Origin of the sequence: Sulfitobacter indolifex (assembly GCF_022788655.1) — a bacterium.
GTDB lineage: Bacteria > Pseudomonadota > Alphaproteobacteria > Rhodobacterales > Rhodobacteraceae > Sulfitobacter > Sulfitobacter indolifex.
Window position 1 is genome coordinate 842,720 of sequence record NZ_CP084951.1, and the last position, 23,539, is coordinate 866,258.

22 protein-coding genes and 2 pseudogenes are annotated in these 23,539 nt (G+C 57.5%); 11 read left to right on the plus strand and 13 right to left on the minus strand.

The genetic code is table 11. The annotated features are described in order from the left end of the window. Positions 1-39: 39 nt before the first annotated feature. Positions 40-807: an EcsC family protein gene (locus DSM14862_RS04145; RefSeq protein ID WP_007119167.1), complete on the plus strand. Its 768-nt coding sequence runs from the start codon at positions 40-42 to the stop codon at positions 805-807. Here DSM14862_RS04145 and modC read toward each other — a convergent pair whose 3' ends face one another. Genes modC through modA form a run of 3 tightly spaced genes read right to left on the minus strand, consistent with a single transcriptional unit; the run spans position 808 to position 3,312 of the window. Continuing rightward, positions 808-1,893, minus strand: coding sequence for a molybdenum ABC transporter ATP-binding protein (modC, locus tag DSM14862_RS04150; RefSeq protein WP_007119168.1), 1,086 nt, complete (start codon positions 1,891-1,893; stop codon positions 808-810). Continuing rightward, positions 1,893-2,585: a molybdate ABC transporter permease subunit gene (gene modB / locus DSM14862_RS04155; protein ID WP_007119169.1), complete on the minus strand. Its 693-nt coding sequence runs from the start codon at positions 2,583-2,585 to the stop codon at positions 1,893-1,895. Before modB ends, modC begins: the two co-directional genes overlap by 1 nt. Next, the gene (modA, locus tag DSM14862_RS04160; protein WP_007119170.1) at positions 2,575-3,312 is read right to left on the minus strand and encodes a molybdate ABC transporter substrate-binding protein; all 738 of its coding nucleotides are present in this window, start codon (positions 3,310-3,312) and stop codon (positions 2,575-2,577) included. Before modA ends, modB begins: the two co-directional genes overlap by 11 nt. Positions 3,313-3,423: 111 nt before the next feature. Here modA and DSM14862_RS04165 point away from each other — a divergent pair, with 111 nt between their 5' ends. The 5 genes from DSM14862_RS04165 to ptsP all read left to right on the plus strand — a co-directional run bounded on the left by DSM14862_RS04165 (position 3,424) and on the right by ptsP (position 8,866). Next, positions 3,424-3,891, plus strand: coding sequence for an NUDIX hydrolase (locus tag DSM14862_RS04165; protein ID WP_007119171.1), 468 nt, complete (start codon positions 3,424-3,426; stop codon positions 3,889-3,891). Positions 3,892-3,986: 95 nt separating this feature from the next. Beyond that, the gene (locus DSM14862_RS04170) at positions 3,987-4,436 is read left to right on the plus strand and encodes a DUF1178 family protein (protein WP_007119172.1); all 450 of its coding nucleotides are present in this window, start codon (positions 3,987-3,989) and stop codon (positions 4,434-4,436) included. Between the two features lie 57 nt (positions 4,437-4,493). Beyond that, a complete protein-coding gene (locus tag DSM14862_RS04175) occupies positions 4,494-5,138 on the plus strand; it encodes an SDR family NAD(P)-dependent oxidoreductase (RefSeq protein WP_007119173.1) in 645 nt (214 codons plus the stop codon). A gap of 87 nt (positions 5,139-5,225) precedes the next feature. Beyond that, positions 5,226-6,464, plus strand: a complete 1,239-nt coding sequence (locus tag DSM14862_RS04180; protein ID WP_007119174.1) for an aspartate kinase — start codon at positions 5,226-5,228, stop codon at positions 6,462-6,464. A gap of 161 nt (positions 6,465-6,625) precedes the next feature. Further along, the gene (gene ptsP / locus DSM14862_RS04185; RefSeq protein ID WP_007119175.1) at positions 6,626-8,866 is read left to right on the plus strand and encodes a phosphoenolpyruvate--protein phosphotransferase; all 2,241 of its coding nucleotides are present in this window, start codon (positions 6,626-6,628) and stop codon (positions 8,864-8,866) included. 12 nt (positions 8,867-8,878) lie between these two features. Here the strand turns inward: ptsP and DSM14862_RS21925 are convergent, their stop codons facing one another. The 7 genes and pseudogenes from DSM14862_RS21925 to DSM14862_RS04215 all read right to left on the minus strand — a co-directional run bounded on the left by DSM14862_RS21925 (position 8,879) and on the right by DSM14862_RS04215 (position 13,834). Beyond that, a complete protein-coding gene (locus tag DSM14862_RS21925; RefSeq protein WP_007119176.1) occupies positions 8,879-9,016 on the minus strand; it encodes a hypothetical protein in 138 nt (45 codons plus the stop codon). A 34-nt stretch (positions 9,017-9,050) separates the two neighbouring features. Then, positions 9,051-9,245, minus strand: a pseudogene (locus tag DSM14862_RS21930) (UDP-glucuronate 5-epimerase); the annotation flags it as partial. Positions 9,246-9,278: 33 nt separating this feature from the next. Beyond that, the gene (locus DSM14862_RS04195; protein WP_208855108.1) at positions 9,279-9,788 is read right to left on the minus strand and encodes a metallophosphoesterase family protein; all 510 of its coding nucleotides are present in this window, start codon (positions 9,786-9,788) and stop codon (positions 9,279-9,281) included. A gap of 324 nt (positions 9,789-10,112) precedes the next feature. Further along, positions 10,113-10,718, minus strand: coding sequence for a hypothetical protein (locus tag DSM14862_RS04200; protein WP_007119178.1), 606 nt, complete (start codon positions 10,716-10,718; stop codon positions 10,113-10,115). 3 nt (positions 10,719-10,721) lie between these two features. Then, positions 10,722-12,893 (minus strand): xanthine dehydrogenase family protein molybdopterin-binding subunit, encoded by a 2,172-nt coding sequence (locus DSM14862_RS04205; RefSeq protein WP_007119179.1) that lies wholly within the window; start codon positions 12,891-12,893, stop codon positions 10,722-10,724. A 3-nt stretch (positions 12,894-12,896) separates the two neighbouring features. Further along, positions 12,897-13,355, minus strand: a complete 459-nt coding sequence (locus tag DSM14862_RS04210; RefSeq protein ID WP_040701034.1) for a (2Fe-2S)-binding protein — start codon at positions 13,353-13,355, stop codon at positions 12,897-12,899. Between the two features lie 284 nt (positions 13,356-13,639). After that, a complete protein-coding gene (locus DSM14862_RS04215) occupies positions 13,640-13,834 on the minus strand; it encodes a hypothetical protein (RefSeq protein ID WP_007119181.1) in 195 nt (64 codons plus the stop codon). 121 nt (positions 13,835-13,955) lie between these two features. Between DSM14862_RS04215 and DSM14862_RS04220 the strand changes: the two genes are divergently transcribed. Continuing rightward, a complete protein-coding gene (locus DSM14862_RS04220; RefSeq protein ID WP_040701037.1) occupies positions 13,956-14,885 on the plus strand; it encodes a LysR family transcriptional regulator in 930 nt (309 codons plus the stop codon). Between the two features lie 125 nt (positions 14,886-15,010). After that, entirely contained in the window at positions 15,011-15,865 is an 855-nt protein-coding gene (locus DSM14862_RS04225; protein WP_007119183.1) for a DUF481 domain-containing protein, read from the plus strand. Between the two features lie 145 nt (positions 15,866-16,010). Here the strand turns inward: DSM14862_RS04225 and DSM14862_RS04230 are convergent. Continuing rightward, positions 16,011-16,202, minus strand: a pseudogene (locus DSM14862_RS04230) (integrase core domain-containing protein); the annotation flags it as partial. Positions 16,203-17,252: 1,050 nt separating this feature from the next. Here DSM14862_RS04230 and DSM14862_RS04235 point away from each other — a divergent pair. The 3 genes from DSM14862_RS04235 (at position 17,253) to DSM14862_RS04245 (ending at position 20,133) form a co-directional block, all read left to right on the plus strand. Beyond that, positions 17,253-18,380: a helix-turn-helix domain-containing protein gene (locus tag DSM14862_RS04235; RefSeq protein WP_083804554.1), complete on the plus strand. Its 1,128-nt coding sequence runs from the start codon at positions 17,253-17,255 to the stop codon at positions 18,378-18,380. A gap of 4 nt (positions 18,381-18,384) precedes the next feature. Further along, entirely contained in the window at positions 18,385-18,840 is a 456-nt protein-coding gene (locus DSM14862_RS04240; RefSeq protein WP_007119186.1) for a hypothetical protein, read from the plus strand. A 402-nt stretch (positions 18,841-19,242) separates the two neighbouring features. Further along, complete coding sequence (locus tag DSM14862_RS04245; RefSeq protein WP_208855109.1) at positions 19,243-20,133, plus strand: HNH endonuclease; 891 nt, start codon at positions 19,243-19,245, stop codon at positions 20,131-20,133. A gap of 350 nt (positions 20,134-20,483) precedes the next feature. On the opposite strand, the gene DSM14862_RS04250 is transcribed toward DSM14862_RS04245, so the two are convergent. Both DSM14862_RS04250 and DSM14862_RS04255 read right to left on the minus strand, forming a co-directional pair. Next, entirely contained in the window at positions 20,484-20,888 is a 405-nt protein-coding gene (locus DSM14862_RS04250; protein WP_007119189.1) for a hypothetical protein, read from the minus strand. A 655-nt stretch (positions 20,889-21,543) separates the two neighbouring features. After that, positions 21,544-23,367, minus strand: a complete 1,824-nt coding sequence (locus DSM14862_RS04255; RefSeq protein ID WP_007119190.1) for a tetratricopeptide repeat protein — start codon at positions 23,365-23,367, stop codon at positions 21,544-21,546. Positions 23,368-23,539: the final 172 nt, after the last annotated feature.

Below are 23,539 nucleotides of genomic sequence, written 5' to 3' on the forward strand. Positions count from 1 at the left end.
CCCGACCCACTTTGAGCCTAAGCTCAAAGAGGGACGCCAATGCGGATCGAAAGCAACCTGCCCAGCACCATCGACGTCGATGCCCGACTGGATGAAATCGCCCGCCGTTACAAACAGGCGGGAGGGGTCGGAATCCATGTGCTGAATCTGATCGGCGGCAGCGCGGATGGATTGATAGACCGTTTGCCGGGGGCTGTGCGCCGCAACCTTGAAAGCGCCACGATGAAAGCGCTGAACCACGCAATGCAGGCTGCGCATTCCAGCCGCAGCTATGTGAAGGACCAGCAAGGTTGGCTAAACCAAGCGGTCTCGACCGCCATGGGGGCCGCTGGCGGGGCCGGGGGGCTGCCCACCGCGCTGGCCGAGCTGCCCGTAACCACCACGCTGCTTTTACGGGTTATTCAGGGTGTGGCCGCAGAACATGGGTTTGATCCGGCGGCTGAGAACGTGCAGTTCGATTGCGTGCATGTCTTCACCGCCGCAGGGCCGCTGGCCGATGACGACAGTGCCGATCTGGGGTTTCTGACCGTGCGCATGGCGCTGACGGGGCGGGCGATGAACGCGGTGATCGCTCGTGTGGCGCCGCGCCTTGCCGTGGTGCTGGGTCAAAAACTCGCGGCCCAAGCCGTGCCGGTGCTGGGGGCGGTGGCCGGGGCGGCGACGAATTACGCCTATACCAGCTATTATCAGGATATGGCGCATGTGCATTTTGGCATGCGCAAATTGGCGATTGAAGCGGATATCCCTCAGGAAGAACTGGTCGCGCGGTTGCGGCTGAAAATGGGCCGAAAACCCCCGAAACTTTGATTAACGCCCGATGCTGCCCGGTGCCACGGTGGTCGCTTTGATGATGGCGTAACACTCCATCCCTGCGCGCAGGTCAAGATCGCGCACGGCGCGCGCCGTAACGCGGGCAAGCAGGCGGTCTCCGCCTGCGCTGAGGGCAATGGCCGCACCCGGCCCGTCGCCCGGATGTACGGCCTCCACCCGCACTGCTAGAATATTGACCGATGACAGCCCTTCGGGCCGATGGCGTGAAAGTATGACATCTTGTGCCAATACCCGCAGCCGCACCCGCGATCCAATCGGGGCCTGCACGCCCGGCAGTTCCAGCTGTCCCGCCCGCACCGCGAGGGTCGAGAGGCCATCCTCCGCATGCGCGATGACGTCAGCCTCCAGCACCGCGCCAGCTTCGCGCACGCCCAGCAGGGGCACGGCGGCAGGATCAGCCATTACATCGAACAGCGCGCCTTGCGCTTTGAGCTGCCCATCTTGCAACAGAACCAGACGGTCGGCCAGCCGCGCGATCTCATCCACCGCATGGCTGACATAAAGGATCGGCAGGCCCAAACCGCCATCGCGTAGGCGTTCAAGATAGGGGAGGATCTCTTGCTTGCGCGGGCCATCAAGGCTCGCCAGTGGCTCGTCCATCAGCAGCAAACGCGGGCGACACAAAAGCGCCCGGCCAAGAGCGACGCGCTGCTTCTCTCCGCCCGACAGTGTCGCGGGGGCGCGCGTCAAAAGTGGTTTAAGTCCCAACAGCTCGACGACATCATCGAAACCGGCGCCCCGGCTGCCGCGTGGGGCATAGCGCGCGCCGAAGGTTAGGTTTCGGCGAACATCAAGATGTGGAAAAAGCCGCGCATCTTGAAAGACATAGCCCAGCCTGCGCCGATGTGGAGGCACCCAGATGCCGCGCTCTGTGTCCAAGAGAGTCTCACCGTCCAGCACCACGCGCCCCATGTCGGGACGCAGCAACCCGGCGACTGCATTGATCACCGTCGTCTTGCCCGCGCCCGAACGGCCGAAAAGCGCGGTGATGCCACCTTCGGTGCTGAAGGACAGATCCAGATCGAACCCGTCAAAGCCGTGGCGCAGCGTGACCTCAAGCATCAGCGTGCCCCTGAAATCCGTTTGGCGACCCGCCGCGCCAAGGCTTCGGAAAGCAGCACGGCGGCCAGCGCCACCAGCCCGGCCAAGGCTGCCATGGCCAAGGCGCGATTTTCACCGCCCGGCACCTGCAAAGCGGTCCAGATCGCGCTCGGCAGGGTTTGGGTCTGGCCGGGGATATTGGCGACGAAGGTGATCGTGGCGCCGAACTCGCCCATCGCCTTGGCAAAGCCCATCACAGCCCCGGCGAGGATGCCGGGAAAGATCAGCGGCAGGGTCACGCGGCAGAACACGCTAACGCGCGGCGCGCCGAGCGTGGCGGCAGCGGCTTCGATCCGGGGATCGACGGCTTCGATCGCGAGACGCATGGCGCGAACCATCAGCGGGAAGCCCATAATGAGCGCGGCCAGAACCGCCCCGGTCCAGTGGAACGCGAGGCCGATGCCGAGGCTCTCCAACAGCCGCCCCAAGGGGGCGTTGCGGCCAAAGCTTAACAGCAGCAGATAGCCCGTCACCACCGGTGGCAGCACTAGGGGCAGATGGACCAGCGCACTTAGAAGACCCTTGCCAGGAAACTCCTTACGGGCAAGAATCCACGCGACCCAGAGCGCCAGTGGCAGCGAGCAGAGCATCGCCACGCTTGCCACCCGCAGCGACAGCATCAGTGCGGCCCAAGCGGCGGCGTCAAGATCCATGATCGGCCCGGACGAAACCATGGTCTTCAAGGATCGCCTGCGCCTGTTCCGTGGTCAAAAACGCAAGCAAATCCGTGCCCGCTGGCGTCAGAGCTGCGGCGGGATAGGTGATGGGGGCATGGGTGTCGGCGGGCACTTTATAGACGACCTGCACGTCAGCCTCGGCATGGGCGTCGCTGGCATAGACCACGCCAAAGGGCGTATCGCCGCGCGCGACCAAAGCCAACGCGGCGCGGACATTGTCAGTCTCGGCCAATTTGCTTTGCAAACCCTCCCACAACCCCTCATGCGTCAGCCAATCGCGGGCATAGCTGCCTGCGGGCACCGCGTCGCGTTGGCCCATCGCCAGCCGACCCGTGGGGCCAAGCTGGGCGGGCAGGTCCGCAGGGTGGGATAATTTGGTGGTGCCACGGGGGGCAATCAGAACCAAGTGGTTGTGGGCGATGATCTGCGCCTCCTCGGCGGCGATGATCCCTTGATCCGCCAACCAATCCATCCAATCGGTATTCGCGAGCAGAACGACATCCGCAGGCGCTCCGGCGGCAACCTGCCGCGCCATCGTGCCCGATCCGCCATAGGCCAAGACCAAGGGCACGGGAAACGCCGCCGCGATCTCCTCCAGCGCGCCGCGCAGGCTGGCGGCGGCAAAGACCGTCAGCGGTGCCTCGGCCCGAAGGGGGAAGGCAAGGCTGCATAACAGGGTCAGAAGGGCGCAAAATCTTATCATTTTGGTAGTATCTTTGATGCATTGAGGGGGGGCAAGTGCATATGGTCAGACAAGGATTGCCGCGCTAGGGTGAAAGCGAAAACAACCAGCCAGAGGGCGCGGCTGCGGCGGATGACGACACAGGTACCGATATCCTTGAACGGTGGGCAGAAGAACGATCTGCGCATTCAATTTGCGGCACTTTGCTGGCGTCGCAAACGTGGCAAATTGCAGGTCTTGCTGATTACTTCGCGCGGCAGAAAACGTTGGATCATCCCCAAAGGCTGGCCGATGGACGGGAAAACCCCCGCGGCCTCGGCCTTGGTCGAAGCATGGGAAGAGGGCGGCGTCGTTGGGCAGGTGCGCGGGCAATGCCTGGGCGTCTATAGCTATGCCAAAACGGGTGAGGACGGGGCAGTGCCATGTCTGGCGATGCTTTATCCCGTGAAGGTCAAAGCATTGGCCAAACAGTTCCCTGAAAAGGGACAGCGCAAGCGGATGTGGTGCTCGCGCCGGAAGGCTGCGCAGCTGGTGGATGCACCTGATTTGGCGCGGCTGATCCGCGACTTCGATCCGCGCAGTGGCGGCTTGGCCGGCTAATCGCACAAGACTGTGACGCACGGGCCAATCCCGGCCGTCTTGACCTCTTGCCCGCTGAAGCTCATTTAAAGAATAGATTTTTAAGGACCGGGCGAATGATCCGTTATGCGTTAAAATGCGAGGCCGGACATGGTTTCGACAGTTGGTTCCAATCGGCGGCGGCCTTTGACAGCCTCGCCCGCGCCGGACATCTGAGCTGTGCGGTCTGCGGATCGGGCGAGGTGAGTAAATCCCTGATGGCCCCGCGTGTGACCTCGGGCGAGGGCGCGCCAGCGGCCCCCGAGGCGGCAGAGAAAACCGTGCCGGTCTTGTCCAACCCTCCGGGGGATGTCGAAAAAGCCCTGACCGCATTGCGCAAAAAGGTGGAATCCACATCGGATTACGTGGGCAAAAACTTCGTTCGCGAAGCGCGTGACATGCACGCCGGGCGCATCCCTGAGCGCGCCATCTATGGAGAAGCACGGCTGGATCAGGCCCGTGCCTTGGTGGAGGAAGGCGTCCCCTTGATGCCATTGCCATTCAAGCCCAAGCGCCAACTTTCCTGAAGGCCCATTCTTGTAACGGCCCAATCTTGTAAAGGCCCATTCTTGTAAGGATCGCCCATGACCATCGTTATCACCGGTGCAAGCCGCGGCATCGGCGCGGCGCTGGCCGCCCAGTATAAAGCCGCAGGTGAAGAGGTGATCGGCACCGCGCGCGGCGCGGGGGTGGAGGCCGTGTTGGACGTGACCGACCCAGCAAGCCACGCGGCATTTGCCACCACGCTAAAAGATCGCCCACTAGACCTGCTGATCTGCAACGCTGGCGTCTATCTCGATAAGGGTGACGATATGGAAACCGGCTTTGGTGCTGATCTGTGGACGCAGAGTTTCGCTGTCAATGTGACCGGCGTGTTCTTGACGGTGCAGTCGCTTCTGCCCAACCTGCGGGCCGCGTCGGGTGCGAAAATCGCGATCATCGCCTCGCAAATGGGGTCTTCAACGCGGGCACCGGGAGGCAGTTACATCTACCGCGCCTCCAAAGCGGCGGCGATCAATCTGGGGCGTAATTTGGCGGTTGATCTCAAGCCTGAGGGCATCGCCGTGGGCATCTACCATCCCGGCTGGGTCCGCACGGACATGGGCGGCGATCAGGGCGAGATCAGCGTCACGGAGGCTGCGCAAGGCCTTGCCCAGCGGATCGAGGCGCTTGATTTGGTGCAGACCGGCGCGTTTGAAACATGGGATGGCCGGGCGCATCCGTTCTAAGCTGCGCAGCATAACATCATGTTAAATAGGCTTGCCCTTGCCGTGCCGTGGGCTTAGACCGCGCTGGACTGTTGCGCGGGGGACAAAATGCCTGTTCTGGTTATGAAATTTGGTGGGACTTCGGTCGCCACTTTGGACCGTATCCGCCGCGCGGCAAAGCGCGTCGGTGTCGAGGTTGCAAAAGGCTATGACGTGATCGTCATCGTGTCGGCCATGTCGGGCGAGACGAACAAGCTGGTGGGCTTCGTCAATGAGACCTCGCCGCTTTATGATGCGCGCGAATATGACGCGATCGTGTCGAGTGGGGAGAATGTCACCGCTGGTCTGATGGCACTGACCCTGCAGGAAATGGACGTGCCTGCGCGCTCGTGGCAGGGCTGGCAGGTGCCGGTGCGCACGACCGACGCCCATTCCGCCGCTCGGATCGAGGAAATCCCGACTGACAACATCACCGCGAAATTTGGCGAAGGTATGAAGGTTGCCGTGGTCGCAGGTTTTCAGGGCATCAGCCCGCAGGGCCGGATCACCACGCTGGGCCGGGGCGGGTCTGACACGACGGCTGTGGCCTTTGCCGCCGCATTTGATGCGGAACGTTGTGATATCTATACCGACGTGGATGGCGTTTATACGACCGACCCACGGGTGGAATCCAAAGCACGCAAACTTGACAAGATTTCCTTTGAAGAGATGCTGGAACTGGCCTCTCTCGGGGCAAAGGTTTTGCAGACCCGGTCGGTCGAACTGGCGATGCGCTACAAGGTTAAGCTGCGGGTGCTGAGCAGTTTCGAAGAACAATCTGACGATGCCGGGACGCTCGTCTGCGATGAGGAGGAAATCATGGAAAGCAATGTGGTGGCCGGGGTCGCGTTTTCTCGTGATGAGGCAAAGATGACCTTGGTGTCCGTGGCAGACCGCCCCGGCATCGCGGCGACGATCTTTACCGCGCTCAGCGAGGGTGGCGTGAACGTCGACATGATCGTCCAGAACATCGCCGAAGAAGGCCGCACCGATATGACGTGGTCCTGCCCCGTCGATCAGGTGATCCGCGCCGAAAAGGCGATGGAAAAAGCCCATGAAGACGGCATCATCAACTACCAAGAGTTGATCGCTGACAAAGGCGTGGCCAAGGTGTCCGTGGTGGGCATCGGCATGCGCAGCCACACCGGTGTGGCCGCCAAGATGTTCAAGGTCCTCTCGGATGAGGGGATCAACATCAAGGTTATCACCACCTCCGAGATCAAGATCAGCGTGCTGATTGATCGCAAGTATATGGAGCTGGCCGTGCAGGCGCTTCATGATGCTTTCGAACTGGATAAAGCGGCCTAAGGGTCTGCAATCAAAAAGGTTTTACGCGGGCCCTTCGCCTGCGTAAAACTGCAGCATCCTGCCGATATGCTGGCCTTGGATGTGGGGTCTTGCGCAAATAGCATTTCTATCCCTGCGCGAGTGCGCTAAACCCTGCTCCAGAGGGACAGGGACCAAACCATATGGGCGAACGGGTTGAGACAGAGAGCCGAAAGCTGCTTGGGCGGCTGCGCGATGCGATGGCCAGTGATTTGGCGGGCCAAGCGCGGCTGGATAAGATCACCCAGTTGATCGCCAACTCCATGGGCTGCGAAGTCTGCTCGATCTATCTGTTCCGCGATGAAGATACGCTTGAGCTTTGTGCGACTGAAGGTCTGAACGAAGCAGCGGTGCATGAAACCCGCATGAAATTGGGCGAAGGTCTGGTGGGCCGCGTGGCCAAACGCCGCGATGTTATCAACACGCCCAACGCTCCCCAAGCCGCCGGTTTCCGCTTCATGCCGGAGACGGGGGAGGAGATCTATTCCTCGTTCCTTGGGGTGCCGATCCAGCGCTTGGGCGAGACACTGGGCGTGTTGGTCGTACAATCCAGACAGGCTCGGGAGTTCTCTGCCGACGAGGTCTATGCGCTGGAAGTTGTCGCCATGGTGCTGGCCGAAATGGCCGAACTTGGCGCCTTTGTTGGCGAAGGCGCTGCGATGTTGGCCCGTCACAGTCAGCCGGTCTTGCTGCGCGGCACCGTAGGGCAGGAGGGCGTGGCCGAAGGTCATGTTTGGCTGCATGAGCCGCGCGTGGTCGTTTCCAACCCCATTGCCGATGACCCGGAACGCGAGACCGAGCGTCTGACCGAAGCAGTTGAGCAATTGCGCGTCAGTGTTGACCAATTGTTAAGCCTTACCGCCGACAAAGAGCAGCAACAGGTGCTTGAAGCTTACCGCATGTTCGCCAATTCCAAAGGCTGGATGCGGCGGATGGTGGAGGATATTCAAAGCGGGCTGAGTGCCGAGGCTGCGGTTGAGAAAGAACAATCCATGGCCCGCGCCCGGTTGGGGCAGGTCAATGACGCCTATCTGCGTGAACGTCTGTCGGATCTTGATGACCTGTCAAACCGTTTGCTGCGGCATCTGACGGGGCAGGGCAGTGACACGGGCGCAGAGATGCCCGTCGATCCGATCCTCGTGGCGCGCAACATCGGACCGGCGGAACTGCTGGATTATGGGCGGTCGCTGCGCGGCATTGTGTTGGAGGGCGGCTCGGTCGGCTCTCATGCAGCGATTGTGGCGCGGGCGCTGGCGATTCCATTGATCGTTCATGCCAACCGCATCACCAATGACGCGCTGAATGGCGACCACATTATGGTCGATGGGGAGCAGGGCGTGGTGCATCTGCGACCTGATGATACCGTCGCCACGGCTTTCCGCGACAAGATCGCGATGCAGGCAGAGGCACAGGAACGCTATGCCTCGATCCGCGACAAACCAGCTGAGACGAAATGCGGGAAGATCATCAGCTTGCAGATGAACGCGGGACTGATGGCCGATCTGCCCTCGCTTGAGGGGTCGGGGGCTGAAGGCGTAGGGCTCTTTCGCACCGAGCTGCAGTTTCTTGTGCGCAACCAAATGCCGCGCCGGACTGAACTGGCCGCACTTTATGCCCGTGTGCTTGATGCCGCACATGGCCGCCGGGTGGTGTTTCGCACGCTCGACATCGGGTCGGACAAGGTGCTGCCTTATATGAAGCCCAACGATGAGCCGAACCCCGCCTTGGGCTGGCGCGCGATCCGTGTGGGATTGGACAAGCCGGGGGTCATGCGCATGCAGTTGCAGGCGCTGATCCGCGCCGCCGCCGGGCGGCCGCTGACGGTAATGTTCCCATTTGTGGCCCAGTTCGAGGAGTTTCGCGCCGCCCGTGCTGAGGTCGACAAGGCGATGGAACGTGAGCGTATTTTGGGCCATGTGCTGCCTGAGAAACTGGAAATTGGCGCGATGCTTGAGACACCCAGCCTCGCCTTTGCGCCGAAAAAGTTCTTTGAAGAGGTGGAGTTTCTCTCCATCGGGGGCAACGATCTTAAACAGTTTTTCTTTGCCGCTGACCGTGAGAATGAGCGGGTGCGGCGGCGCTATGACACGCTGAATGTCTCTTTCCTAACCTTCCTTGAGGGCATCGTCGCGCGTTGTGCCGAAACCGATACGGCGCTGTCGTTCTGCGGTGAGGATGCGGGCCGCCCCGTCGAAGCGTTGTGTTTCGCGGCCATCGGGCTCAACACCCTATCAATGCGCCCGGCGTCAATCGGACCAGTCAAAAGCCTGCTGCGACGTTGCAATCTGGATGACGTGCGCGAAGTCATCCACGCGGCGCGCGAACGGGGAGATATGTCGGTCCGAGGCGCTGTGATGGACTACGTGCGCCAGCAGCTCCCGTAATGATTGCCGCGGCTATCTGTCGTGATAGTCCCGAAACCAAGTGACGAAACGCGCGATGCCCTCGTGGATGTCGGTCTGGGGCCGGTAACCGGTGAGCCGATGTAGCAGCGTGGCGTCTTCCCAAGTGGCGGGCGCATCCCCCATTTGCATTGAATGTGCCTGTGATATTTGCATCCAGAAAGGCGCGGGGATGGTCGATACTGTGGCGCACCCCTGCATGCGCGGCCATATGCACGATCATGTCAGGTTGAAAAGCATCGGCCAGCGCATCGAATGTGTCGCGGTCTTCCAGCAGCGCCTCTTTGGTGGCGAAATGCTCATGCTGAAGCAGCATCGCATGGCGGCAGTGTTTCAGGGCGACATCATAATAGTCGGTCATCCCGTCGTAGCCCCGCACCCGGACCCCTTCTATCTAAGCAAGCAGTGTGTGGATTATAGCGCGGGGGCGGTCGACATCCTTCCATAGGAAAGCCAGCGAAATCGGAAGGCGGAACCGCCGGGGGCCAGCGGCGCCGGGGTTGAGCCATAAGGGGCTGCCGCTGGCTTCGATCCGAGGCTTGTGAGAATGGCCCGATATCACGACATCCACCCCTTCCGCTTCTGGATTGGCCCTTAGGTCTTTGCAGTTATGAATCATGTAAATGCGCAGCCCGCAAAGCGTAATGCTGGCCGTTTCTGGCAGCGCATCTGCCCAGTCGCCGCGGTCGATGTTGCCGCGGATTGCCGTCACCGGGGCGATGCGTGCCAGCGTTTCAAGATGCTCGGGATCGCCGATATCGCCTGCGTGGAGGATATGCCTGACGCCCTTGAGGGCATCCAATGCTTCGGGGCGCAAGAGACCGTGCGTGTCCGATATAACGCCTATACGCTTCCCCAAAGGGGGCAGGCCGGTCGGTTGCGCGGGATCGTCGCTGTAGGTCATTTTCATTCCGCCAGAAGCTGTGGATCCTTACGCGCCGAAGACTTTACGTGTTGCCCCAAACTTGCGCCGAACACTACAGATTCACTGATGCTACGTGGTTTCAGCATGTGAACACTGACAAGGCGCAGGCGCATTTCGGTTTCAAGGTGTCGCACGCGAACTATTGCTAACATATTGCAAACGTTGCGTTATTCACGGATAGACTTAATCTATCTTCAGCCAACGATAGCGCAGGCCGAAGATAGTGTTTCACCATCCTAAAAGCTTCACCGTCACCGAGTATTTAAGGCGTTTTCCGAAGCCATCGGAATCCGATTGACCAGATCACCCTGTCGGGCAAGCCGCACCTGTGTCGATCCACGCCTGCGTCAACGCGCCAAACACCTCCTGTGAACCGGGGGCTGGTGTTCGGCCAACGCCCGGCTCCCAACCCCAACCGACCAGCCCGTCTTCTGCGTTGTGCTCATGCAGTTCGGCAAGCGTCCGGTCACCGTTGCGTTCCGGGTCTTTGAGTTGCGAGCAAACCTCTGCTGCCGTCAGACCGACCCACCCCATTTCAATCGGCGCAAGCTGCCATGGCTCGTGTCCGGGGATCGACCCCTCGCCGGTGGTATAGGTAAAGTTTTCAGACCCATGGCATGTCGAACAGCGCATGCCCGGCGCACCGAAGTCGGCATCGCCCCGAACAACGGGCGGCTGGTGCGGCTGCATGTCGTCCCCCTGCAAGGGCGTGTTGTTCACCGGGTGGCAGTTCATGCAACGCGGGCTCTCAATCACGAGAAACATCTCCTCGAAAAGCGCGACGGACCGATCGGCTTCATTGTCGATGGTGTCGAACTCGTCAGCCGTGCGCAGGCCATTGACAGTTTCGGCATCGACCGCGCCAGCCCAAAGAATGCTGGCCACGGCCAGTTTAGTGAAAGTGTTCATCGCTCAGGCTCCGTTCGCGGACAAGAAGGGCAGGGTGGTCACGTTTGTACCGGTTAAAGCGCGCCAAGCGTTGGCGACAGCAGGGCCCACGGGGGGCGTACCCGGCTCACCAATGCCGGTCGGGTCCAGCGCGCTTTCGATGATCTCCACCTCGACCGCAGGCATCTCGTTGATTCGGAGCATCCGGTAGGTGTCAAAGTTCTGCTCTTGCACGATGCCCCCTTCTCCGAGGGTCACTGCATTGAACAAAACAGTCCCCAAGCCATAGCCAATGCCGCCTTCGATTTGGGCGCGGATCACGTTGGGGTTGACCGCGACGCCGCAATCCACGGCGCACCAGACTTTCGTCACATGGGGGAACCCATCGCGGTCTTCGACTTCGGCAATCTGAGCCACATAGGTGCCAAAGGATTCGTGCAAAGCCACACCATAGCCTTTGTCGCCTTTCACCTTGGTCCCGTCCCAATCGGCCATCTCAGCGACCTTTTCCAGCACCGCGCGGTCACGGCCCATATCACCCTTCAACAGGTCCAGCCGGCCCTGCAGTGGGTCTTTACCGCCCGCTTCTAGCAGGTGATCCAAGAACACTTCGGTCGCGTATCCGGTATGCGAGTGCCCAACCGAGCGCCACCACAGAACCGGCACCGCACTTTCCGCACGCACCCAATCCACGCGCAGGTTGGCCAGATCGTAGGGCATCTTGACCGCCCCCTCATAAGACGTCGGGTCCTTGCCGTCCTTCATCATCTGTTCCATCGGGCCACCGGCCATGATGGACTGGTTCACAATGACATCGTGCCAGCCCACGATGTTGCCATCGGTATCAACCGCACCGCGCATTTTGTGGACGGTCATTGGGCGGTAATAGCCGCCCGCCAAATCGTCTTCACGGGTCCAGATCAGTTTCCAGGCCCCGTCACGCCCGGCGGCCTTGGCAATCGCACTGATTTCATTGCCGATCTGAGCAGACGGCTGAGCGCGGCGGCCAAAGGATCCACCCGCGAGCATGACGTTAAGCTTCACATTCTCGACCGGCAAGCCGAGGGTGCCCGCAACTGCCTGCCTGTCAAAACCGGGGAATTGGTAGCCGCCCCAAGTTTCGGCGCTGCCCTCTTTGACCTGAATGACAGCGTCTAGCGGCTCCATCGGCGCGTGGGCGAGGTAGGGGAACCGAAACTCCATTTCGACCACGTTCTGGCTTTCCGAAAGAGACGCGTCGACATCGCCGACTTCCTCCGCAGCCCGCGCCTCGCCGCTATTGGCCAATGCAGCAAAATCTTCCATCATCTGGGTCGAAGTCCGCGTTTCTGCGGCACTGTCGTCCCACTCTACCGTCAGCGCGTTGCGCCCAGAGAGCGCCGCATGGGTTGATGTCGCGTAGACGGCGATGCCTTGCGGAATTTGACGCACCGCTGTGACGCCGGGCACTTTCAGCGCATCGGCGTCGTCAAAGCTGGCGACAGCTCCGCCCAACATGGGCGCGTGACGGATCACGACATATTCCATGCCGGGCAGGTCCATATCCATCGTAAACACGGCAGACCCCGTAGATTTGGCCTGACTGTCGAGCTTGGGGCGGTCTTTGCCGATCAGGACAAAATCCTTGGGGTCTTTAACGGGAGGATCTTCGGGTGGGGTCAGCATCGCGGCCTTTGCGGCCAGCGGTCCAAAGGTCGAAGATTTATCGCCAGAGGTCAGCACGCCACCGGAGATGGTGATCGTAGACGCATCCACGCCCCAATCTTCTGCTGCGGCTTGTACCAGCATCGCGCGGGCCGCAGCCCCGGCCTTGCGCATTTGGGTATAGCTGTTGGCCATTGCGGTCGATCCGCCGGTGGCTTGCAGACCGAACAACAGGTTTTTGTACTTGTCGTCGTCTGCCGGAGCGGATTCGGCGCGCATCTGGCTCCAGTCCGCATCCATTTCCTCTGCAACCAGCGTGGAAAGGCCGGTGAAAGGGCCCTGACCGAATTCAATGTGTTTGATGATGACGGTGACGGTGTCGTCTTCGGCGACCCGAATGAAGGCGTTCGGTGCGAATGTGGGTTCGGTGCCATCCGGCTGGAACGCAAGTGCCGCCCCCGATTGCGCACGGCCGCGCATGGGCAGCGCCACAGCAATGACAAGGCCCAGCGAAGTGGCAAGGAAGTTGCGTCGGCTTTGTGTGATGGTCATGGTTTATCCCTCCAACGTCTTGGCGGCGTCTTTGATCGCTTGGCGAATGCGGACGTAGGTCGCGCAGCGGCAGATGTTCCCGGCCATCGCCTGGTCAATCTCTTCATCCGTGGGGTTGGGAATCTCATACAGCAGCGCTGCGGCACTGACGACTTGGCCCGATTGGCACCAACCGCATTGCGGCACGTCAATTGCGGTCCATGCCGCCTGCACAGCTTTGGCTTCCGGTGTATCAAGCCCTTCTATGGTCTGGATGTCGGCCCCCTCCAGCATCGACACAGGTGTCACGCAAGACCGACGGGTCATGCCATCCAGCATCACAGTGCACGCGCCGCACTGGGCGACGCCACAGCCAAACTTTGTCCCGGTGAGTTTCAGTTCATCGCGCAGGACCCACAACAGGGGGGTATCGCCCGGCACGTCTACTGTGCGCTCTTCTCCGTTTACGGTGAAAGTCGTCATGAAACCCTCGCTGATTTTTCGGCTGCTTTTGCGTAAGACATGGCTCACCGCGGCGATAAGTCACTTAATCTTTTCGCAGCATTGGGAGTGGCGGCACGGTAATGCCTGTGGCGAGGAGGGGCATCACCGTGCCTGTCGACGCGGTTCGTGGCCTACGACGGTTGGCCAATTTTGGTTTGTTTTCGGTGGGGTGGGTATTTTGACCGTGGTTCAAAGATAACTTAACCGGTGCGCACAGTTTGGCGCACCGGTTAAGGAGTGTTTCTTTCGGTCGAGGTTCCCGCTTACTCTGCGCCCGAAACCTTCTTGACCCCTTTAACCGCCAGTCGGCCCGCGCCCACAGTGCCTTTGACTGCGGTTTTGGCGACGAAACTGGTCGCCCCTACAGTGTTGTCCACGACCTGTTCCGTGGAGCAGGCAGACACAACTGTCAGCGCGCTGATCATCGCGGCGGTAAGTACTACTTTTGCATTCAACATACTCGGGGTTCCTTTTTCTTAATCAGGCTTTCGCCTTGCTGATCCCTAAATAGGTGCTTTTATTGAATTCTAATAACGAATAAGAATGATGCTTGAAGCGCGATATGCTTATGGAAAAACGATGGACATTACGCTGATCAAGACCTTCCTTGAGGTTGCCAACACCGGTTCGTTCGTCGCGGCGCGGGATCGGTTATTTGTGACGCAGTCTGCTATAAGCCTGCGCATCCAGCGGCTTGAAGACAGTCTGGGGCATCAGTTGTTTACCCGTTCAAAGGCTGGCGCTGTCCTGACCGCTGAGGGCCAACAGTTTGAGCCCTATGCTCTCAGCCTTTTGAAAATCTGGGAAGAAGCCCGCCAGAAAATCTCCATTCCGCACGGGTATTCGCGGGCGCTTAGCATCGGCGCGCAGTACTCTCTTTGGCCGGGCTTGGGCTTTCGCTGGCTCGACGCGCTGCAAACAACGATGCCGGAATTGAGCGTCCATGGCGAAGTGGGTATGACAGACCGCATCACCCGCTTTCTGGTTGAAGGCGTGATCCAAGCGGCGCTTTTATACACTCCGCAACTCCGGCCCGGTTTGATCGTTGAACCTGCACTGGACGACGAGTTGATACTCGTCGCATCCTATCCTGATGCGACGCTGGAAAACCTCACGGATTATGTCGCAGTGGATTGGGGGCCAGAGTTTACCCATGCCCTTGCGGTTGCCCTACCTCACCTTACGGACTCTGGCAGATCCTTAGCCTTAGGTGCTCTGGCGATGGAATATGTCGTCAATCGGCGCGCCGCTGCATTCCTCCCCGCCAGATCGGTCAAGCGTTATTTACATGACGGAAAACTCCACCTTGTGGCAGATGCGCCACATTTTCCCTACCCTTCGTGGGTGGTATGGCGAGAGGACATTGATGACGATCTTGCCGAATTGGCCCGGAAGACGTTGAAGGCCGTCGTACATGCAGCTGAAAAAGATCAAGAAACTCTTGTAGACGAATTGGCTTCGATGGAAGATTACGAACCCGTCCTACCAACGCAAAATACAAACGAGTAATTATCGCTTTATCCATAAGTCATTCGAATTTTCCTCACCACAGCGGTGGAGGTAAATACCCAATTAGCAGAGATGCTTTCGGACCATTCCGGTTCGGATCACTTCTTTTGGGGAAGGATTGACCCATGAACACTCTCGCAAAACTTGCCACAGTTTCCACTCTGGCGCTGATCATAGCTGCACCTGTATCAGCCCAAAGCACATTGACCGGCGTCACCGCTCTGAACGACGAGATTGACGACATCACCACTCAAGTCGAGCGCGACCAGCGTCGCGGCGAAGATGCTGACCGCTTTGGACCCAATGGCGTGGCCCAAGGCTGGCGCGGCTCCTTCGCCCTGACAGCCTCCGGCACCTCGGGTAACACCGACAACGGTGAAGTGGCCGGCGCAGGCCGCCTGACCTACGGCATTGGCGACTGGAACCACCTCGTTGGTTTCGCGGTAGAATATGGCGAGGCAAATGGCACGAAGAACGAAGAGAAGTTTTTCGGCACCTATGAAGCCAGCCGCTACTTCACGCCAGAATTCTACATGTTCGGGATTGGCCGCTTTCAATATGATGGGCTGCTGACCGACAACTCCGGTGCAATCCTGCCCGGCTCGGAAACCGACGCCTTCCTTGGTTTTGGTCCCGGCTACCGTGTCCTGAACAAGCCGGACCACACATGGCGCGTTCAAGCCGGTCCTGGTGCCCGCTACTATAAAGACGCGACTGGCAATTCCGACACCGAAGTCGGCTTCATCGTGTCGTCCAGGTACTTCTATGCGCTGACCGACACAGTCTCGTTTACTAACGACACCGACGTGCTCGGCTCTGAAACAAACACCATCGTCTCCAACGATGCTGGCGTCAATTTCAAGGTGTCGAACAACCTTTCGACCCGTATCAGCTACCGGACGGACTACAACACGGACCCGACTGCCGCCCTTAAGTCGACTGACAACACCATCGGCCTGTCCCTGGTGATGGGCTTCTAAACACAAGTGAGGTCATAGGTAGGTTTTACCTCGTACTACCGACGGCTACTCTGAACAGAGAATGGGGAAACCCGTTCTCTGTTTTTGTTTTGAGCGTCAGGAAATTGGGTGGATTATAAAGCTGGTGACCTGAGCCCCAAGTTCCCTCCAGCTCTTCTCGCGTATCTGCAAGCGTCATGAACAAGTGAGCGTTCAGGCACTCTGCGCGGAACTTGCTGTTGATACACCCGTTGTCGGTCGGCTTGCCCGGCCGCGAGAAGTTTAAAGTCACGTTGTTTGCGCAAGCCCAGAGGTCTAGTTCGCGCGAGATAAATTCGCTTCCATTACCGTCTCTTATCGCGTCGCCAAATCTTCGTTCTCGCGTAGCAACCGCCCATAGGATGCAAGATTGCGCGCCAAATCACCAACACGATCATGGCATCGAGTGCTTAATGAAATGCGAACGTTAGTTCGATTCTTCTTTAAATGGCAGGGGATCGGCCAGCGTAAGTAGTAACTACCGTGCCGGGAACGATAGAGACATGATGACAGTTGCATCGGGCGTGTGTTCCACTTTGTGTCCCACACGACCGTCGCGCCGCTGTCCCTACGATTTAGAATGAAATGGAGGCGAGTAGGAGAATCGAGGAATTATTTAATAATTGTTTAAAAACAGATAGTTGAAATCTGCGTATGCTCCCAAATATGCGCCTCGTATTCTCCAAAAAACGTTGGTCAGCGGAAGAAGACCATGACATTCGGTGGATACTTCGGGGCAGTTCGATGGAACAGTGGCGCAATGCAATCTTGAATTTGGTCAACGTTCTCGTTTGAGTTGGCCGTAAAGCCGCCACTCGGTGCGCCTATAATCCCAACACCATTATCTATGAATGTCGGTTCGCCAACGCCGATTTTACCGTCGTGCTTGCCACTTTCACTTCCTTTGCAACACCTCTGGTTTTCAAGCGAATGGTTGCCGAAGAACAAGCAAATATCACGAGCGGAAGAAACAAGCAGTACGTCCCAATTCCCAGGGCGATGGCGCACGTGATTTCTTGGGACTGAAATATAGTTGAGTAGAATACCGCTGTAATGCAAGCGCTCAGCAGCATCAGGGATATTGCAAAGAGTGAAGAACTCAGAGTTTCCAGTCCGATCTCGGCAGTGAGTAGTTTCGCTTCCAAATTGCCCGCAACATGAGAGCAGTTCGTGAGGTTATTTTTACTGACCAAATTTCTGATCGAACCGACTCGCCTCCTGAGCGTGGCCATGCGGCCCGCTCCGACCACCTGAACCACCGCAAGTCCCAAGTACAGTCCAGCACCAACGCTGAGAACGCTCAACATACCTCCCAGCGTATGGGCTTCCCCGTTGCAAGAGTAAAAAAACAACCATAGGGTATCCGCAAATGAGTTCAGTACATTCACTTCAATCAGTCCTCGACAGTCGCCAGATGAGCCTCAGCAGCCTATCTGAGAGAAGCGGTCTGAGTAAGTCCGAAATCTCGGCAATTCTGAACCGTGACCGAGCGCCTGACAACGACGAGCTACTTGCTCTCGCTCAAACTCTCCATGTTCCGCCTCACGCCTTGTTTGCTGAAATCGCACCGCAGCTTTCGCTTGTCCCCGACTTTCGCAAGGCAAACCCTGCCCCGTCATTGATGCCAGACGGAGTGATCGGCGCCATTTCATATGTGGAACGGCTATCGCAATCTCTTGTTGCGCTTGATGTTGATCTTTCTACTAATCAGCGGCTTACCAAATACACTGGCGATCTCACCAGGAAGAACGCCGCCAAACTCGCAAAGGAATGGCGATCTGAGTGGGGCTTGGAATTCTCAGATCAACTTGAGATGAAGAGTGCCCACAAAGTCTATGCCCATCTGCGCGACTTCATCGAAGGGCTTGGCGTATTCGTAATCCATCGTAGGTTTGATACTGACCTATATTCTGGAGCATATCTCAAGGTAGGCGATGGGCCGCACACGATCCTGATCAATACAGGCGGGTCGAGTAAAGCGAGGAAGCTGTTCACGCTGGCGCATGAGTTTTGCCATGTCTTGCTGGGGAAAACAGGTGTCTCGAATGCCTCTGTGCTAAAGAACAAAATCGAGACCTTTTGTAATCATTTCGCAGCCTATTTGCTGGTTCCCACGATCGGTTTGAAACAAACGATCTTGAAATTTCGATACACCCCAAAAACGAACTGGAACCATATCCGTTTGTTGGCCGGTAATATCGGCGTGAGCTTGCAGTGCATCGCTCTGCGGCTCGTCGATATAGGCGTTTGGTCGGGGTCAGACTATGGCGCTTGGATGGGGCAGTACGCTGGTGTAACGCCCAAGGAGGATACTGAAGACCCACCGGGCGGTTCTGGCGGCAAAGACAACTCAATTCAAACGAAACGAACGCAATACGGCATGTCGCTGATAAGAGCTGTCTCGACTGCAAAACGTGAAGGTCTGCTCGACAAATTTGACGTTTATCGGCTCATTGGGTTGAAGCCGAAATATCAAGCCGAAGTCTTGGGGGTGTAGTGACTTGCCCCAGAACAAGGTGTTGGATGCTGAGTACCTGATTGATCTCAACGGTGTAGAAGAAGCCCTATCCACGCAAAGCAATTTCATTCGTGACACGTTCGTAGACGCATTGGCAGACGGTCGCCTGAGGATCGTCAAGCGGACAAGCAAGGAACTCAAGGATTGCGACGATGATCTCTACTCGGAGTATCAGCAGATCGGGACGAAACGCTATATAACGCCGAAGGTAGCAGAACAGAGCATCCAAGCGGACCTCATCGTAGATCATGGGGGCAGCCTCCTGGGTGGATTTCCACCTGAGGACCGCTTCGAGAATATCGCAATCTGTCTTTCGCAGGGCCTGAAGATGGTCAGCGCCGGAAAGCCACTGAAAGACTACAGAGCGATTGGCAAGAAGTGTAAATTGAACGGATTTACGGCAATGACGCTTGCTGAGTTCGCCCAAGAGATCGGTTGAATATGAGGTGATCTTTTCGGCTCCCAGCGTAAACTGTCTGTCTTCTCACTTGCTCCTGCCCACCGAAGTTTTTGGTTAAAAAATGTCTTCGGGGTATCACGTGTACCATCCGCTCGATTCCCCCCCCCCTGGCCCGCTGAGCGTCCCCGTGATCACCTCAAGACCACCGGGAGCCACCCAATTGGTAACCCTGGATACTTCGCGGCCTGATACCTCAGATTTATTCCCAGCGCAGTCATCGTCTGCAAGGCACCACGTTACTTTCGTCGCCCCGCATAAAGGCCTGCGTCCCGTTGGAAAAAGGTTCGTTCACATCCCCGTTGCAAGCGTCTCTGTCGGGCTTGTGAATTTCACTTCATAGGTGTTGGGTAGCAGACTTGGTCTTTTTGAAGGTGGGCAGATTTGAAACCAATCGATGACGACGGGAACGAGATCGACGCTGAGTTCGGCCTCGCGGCTATTCCAGGTGGCTTTGAGATCATTTTTGAGTCTGGCGGTGGCTCAACGGGAGGTAGGCCTCGACGGAACACCGGGTACGCTGAGGGAATACGCATCATGTTGCAGCGCATGGGAGGTGAGGGTTTTTTGCTCACCGACGTGCTGATTGCCAGTGGCCCGCAGATTGGTCGGCCAGACAACGAACGCCGTCTCGAAATTGATAACTTTCGCCTTCCGCTGAGGCTTTCTCGCGGAACTGATGTAGAAGAACTCCGAAGGGCAATCGGAAGGGGTTCTGCCGCCTTCGAAAACGCTTCTGGCAACGGGGGATACCCTCACAAAAAGATCGCTTTCAGGTTTCAAATAGATGCACCCTCTCACTGGTCGGTTGGTCAACTCGCAAGGGCGCTATCCACACCACCAGCCCAAGCACCGACGAGTGACCCTTCAGAATTGCAGCGGCGTGTTCGGAGGGCGTTGGCAAGAGTGCGTGTAGAAGAGCGCCTCGGAAACTCACCACCGCCACCGGGGCAAAGCACTGTCCCCAAAAGCAGCGCTACTTCACAACGATACCTGCGCGACCCGCAAGTGATTGCTTGGGTTCTCGAAAAAGCGATTGGGCACTGTGAAGCGTGCAAAGGCCCTGCGCCGTTCAAGCGTCCAAATGGTGAACCGTTTTTGGAGGTTCATCATGTGAGGCCTCTTAACGAGGGAGGCCCCGATACCATCGACAATGCTGCAGCGTGTTGTCCCAACTGTCATCGTAATCTTCACTCAGGAAAAGACCGCCAAGCACTGCGCGAAAAATTAATAAAGACCGTCCCGCGTCTGAAAGACTATCCTGCGGTTCCTTGATATTTGGTTTCCCGAAGTTCTTGATCTGTCCATCAGGGTATACCTTATCGGTCAACTTGAGGTTTCGCGAATAGCTGACCAAATTATTGCGAGATTTATCTGATCGAGGAGGAGAGGGGGTAATTCAAGCTTCAGCATCAGGCATAGAAAGCAAGGGATATGAGCAGTACGGCTACGGAGCTGTATCCGATCATAAGGGTGAGGTCTGCTTTCCAGTGGCGTTTCATTCTTGGCTCCAATGCTGATGCTGTGGAGCCATTGTTGAACGGAATTAAGGCAATAATTGGCGGTCGGTGTGGCCATAACTTGCCGAAGCGGTGGTTTGCTTCCCATCGGTTCGACCTTCTCAATTAGGGGCGTGAGGCGGACTGGGTTTCGACTCTCCCTTTGCGCATAGGCTGGTCCAGCATGAGGCCCCAACTGGCTGATCCCCATTCGCTATCTTTTGTAGCATCGGCCATGAGTGAGGTGTTGAACTGATAAGTGAAGGTCTGCCCGTCTACCGTGATTTCTAGTACATCCCCCAGCTGCGGGCTGAAGGCAAAGTCAAAGCAATCGTGTGTATTCAAGTCGGAAGCGACCTTAGCTTTGAGTAAGTCACTTGCAGCCTCTGTTGAATGTTCTGGCGGCGGCTCAAACGAGCCAACTACATGTAGACTGGGGCGGTCCGATGGGCGGAAGAGTTCCCAATAGTTATCTTCTGGGATTTCGTCCCCGCATGTACATAATTTGATGTGTTTGTCTGCAATGCACATTTCTATCACCTGTCCGGTCTGTGGGCGATGCATCAGTGTTTACGATGCCTGGAGGAGGTCAGGTTACTGCACCCCGATGGTGAGGCAAGCACATAGGCATGAGGGTATCATCTCTTGGTTTAATCCGGTGGATGGTAGGGGAGGGCGAGTGCCACCCCGGGGTCCCCCGTTCCCGTATACAGCTCCGATCACAGATATGGTGGAAAGCTTGTCAACTTAGGTTGCGCGTTCGGCCCGGGTGGTTTCGATACTTGAGCGATGTCGCTCTGTTTTCAGGGTAGGTTCCGGTAGGGGTGGGGTCGTAGCACGAGTTCTGCATTTTGCTGTTTGGCAGCGAAGGTCGGCAGTGAGCCCTCTTTGACCGATGCCGCGCGATGTATGAACGGCAGCTTTTGATGGTGCGGCCAGAAACGTGACAAAACTGACGGCAATTTTGCTAGGGGCTTGTGGCACAAGATTTTTCAACGATTTCGGTTGATCATAGCGCGGAGACAAAAAAGACCGTTTTTGGCGTGTAGGTTCTGTCAGGGGGTTTGTGTCCGGAATGCGGTGCCGCTGCTGCCGATCATCGACCGGCAGCTTTCATGACGTTGCAGGATAGGATTCTTTTTTTTGCGGTAAGAATAAGCGGGCAGCCTTTTCCCGGCTGCGCCGACTAAGGGCCGGTAGTCGGTAACTGGCGGAGCCGGTTACATGCTACGTCCTCACCGCCATAGCAAGACCTCAGTAAGAGGCCAAAAACCTCGTCATCGACACTTCCAGTCTGCTCAATCATTGCATCTGCCGCAAGCAAGCACCCCTGCAAGTCTCCGGTCCGACACCCTTGCTTATACAGCGAAAGACCGCGCATGCTATCGCCGTCTACGCCAAAGCCATTGGATATCATGTAACCGAGCATAGTGCAGCCACCTGCATGCCCACCTTCGCAGCCTTTTGTATAAAGTGCGACAGCCTTGTTAGCATCGGTCACCACTCCTGTACCGTCACGGTAGCTCGTTCCGAGATTCGTGCAGCCTCGCGGATCACCTCCGGTACACCCCTTCTCCGATAAGTCAGCGGCGCGAACAAAATCGCGCGCAACTCCTCGGCCGGTAAAGTAAGAAAGCCCGAGGCTCGTGCAGCCAGCCGGGTCTCCATTATCGCATCCACGCTGGAACATCGCAGAAGACTTCTCGATCTCCTCTCGTGTTGCACCCGGCATGTCGAGCGCCGTGCCGAAGTTTGTGCAGCCTATAGCGAAACCGGCTCCGCAAGCTGAAGAAAACAGACGCTTCGCCTCTTCAACGTCCTTGGGATAACCTTGACCGACCAAAAGCATCGTGCCGAGGTTGTTGCAGGCGGTTGGATCACCCCGGTGACAGCCAATCTCAAAACGCCACGCTGCCTCACGTGGGTTCCTCTCCACACCAATTCCGTTCATCAATGACATGCCCAGATTTGTGCACCCCGGAGCCTGACCGGCTTCGCAACTTCTCTGCCATAGCCGCACGGCAGTCGCGTCATCAATGCCGTGAAGGCGATTTGCCACGCCCAGGCATTCCGCCGTTACTCCCGCCTCGCAGGCTCGCGCCAGATAGGAGATCTGCCGTTCCTCATCATCTGTTAGTCGGGCAAAGTCGTCGCAGATATCAGCTGGGAAGAACTCGCAGAGGGTATCATTGAGCTTTGCGCGTCCATCAGGTTCGAACGAAAATGTGCTGTCGAGGATAAAGCTGCCAGCAAAAATTATGACAGCTCCGACTAAGGCAATCTGCTGACCTGGTGCTTCTTCCACATTTAACCAGGTTTTCAGCCCCGTCTGAGCGAACAACCGTATTAGCCAAGTACCTAAGCAATATGCCCAAGCCCAAGCCGAAGTAAGAAAGGTTGAAAAAAAGAAGATCGCGTACGGTGAAACGACGGCCACCATTTCCACAGCCGCAATCCTGTCCGCTCCGCTGACTGGATCACCAAACAGCAAGGTGAATCCACGGATGCCCAAGAAAATGATCAGGGCGGTCAAAACAGCATCCAGCACCAGAACACATAATTGGACCAAAATTGAGTGCTCGCGTTTGAACACTTCCAACACTTTTCGTGTTTGAAATAGAGATACAAAATCTGGGATTACATTAACTGCCGCACCCAACGCCAGTACCTGCCAAAGCGGAAGCGAAGTAGCCACTCTATCCGTCAGTACGCCGAGCACTGGTTCAAACAGCATCCAAATCGCGCCAACGGCTAGGACCGAAGCCACAGCAGACCTTACGAAACAGTGCCACGAGAAGTGTTTTTCACCAAACCAGTAGTCGAACAGGTTGCAGAAGTGGATAGTCCATGTTGCCTCAGTCTTCTGCCCGCTGAGAAACTGGGTTAGCACTGCCTTTTTCGTTGGCGAGAGATGTGATGTTCCGAAGGCCACGACAGTGTAAAAGATCGCGGCCACAATGAAGGACCAACCCAAAATACTGACCAGCAAAGTGTATGCGTCGTTCAACATTTACAAGTTCACGCCTGGAGTTCCGGAGACATCGTTCTGCTTATCATTCTCCTGTTGTTTACCTGGATGCAACGCATGGTGGACTAACAAGCTATCATCATACTGCTTCGCTCGGCTTTCAATATACTCCAAGAAAGAGGCACCGCGGCTAGTTGGCCCAAAACTCAGACGT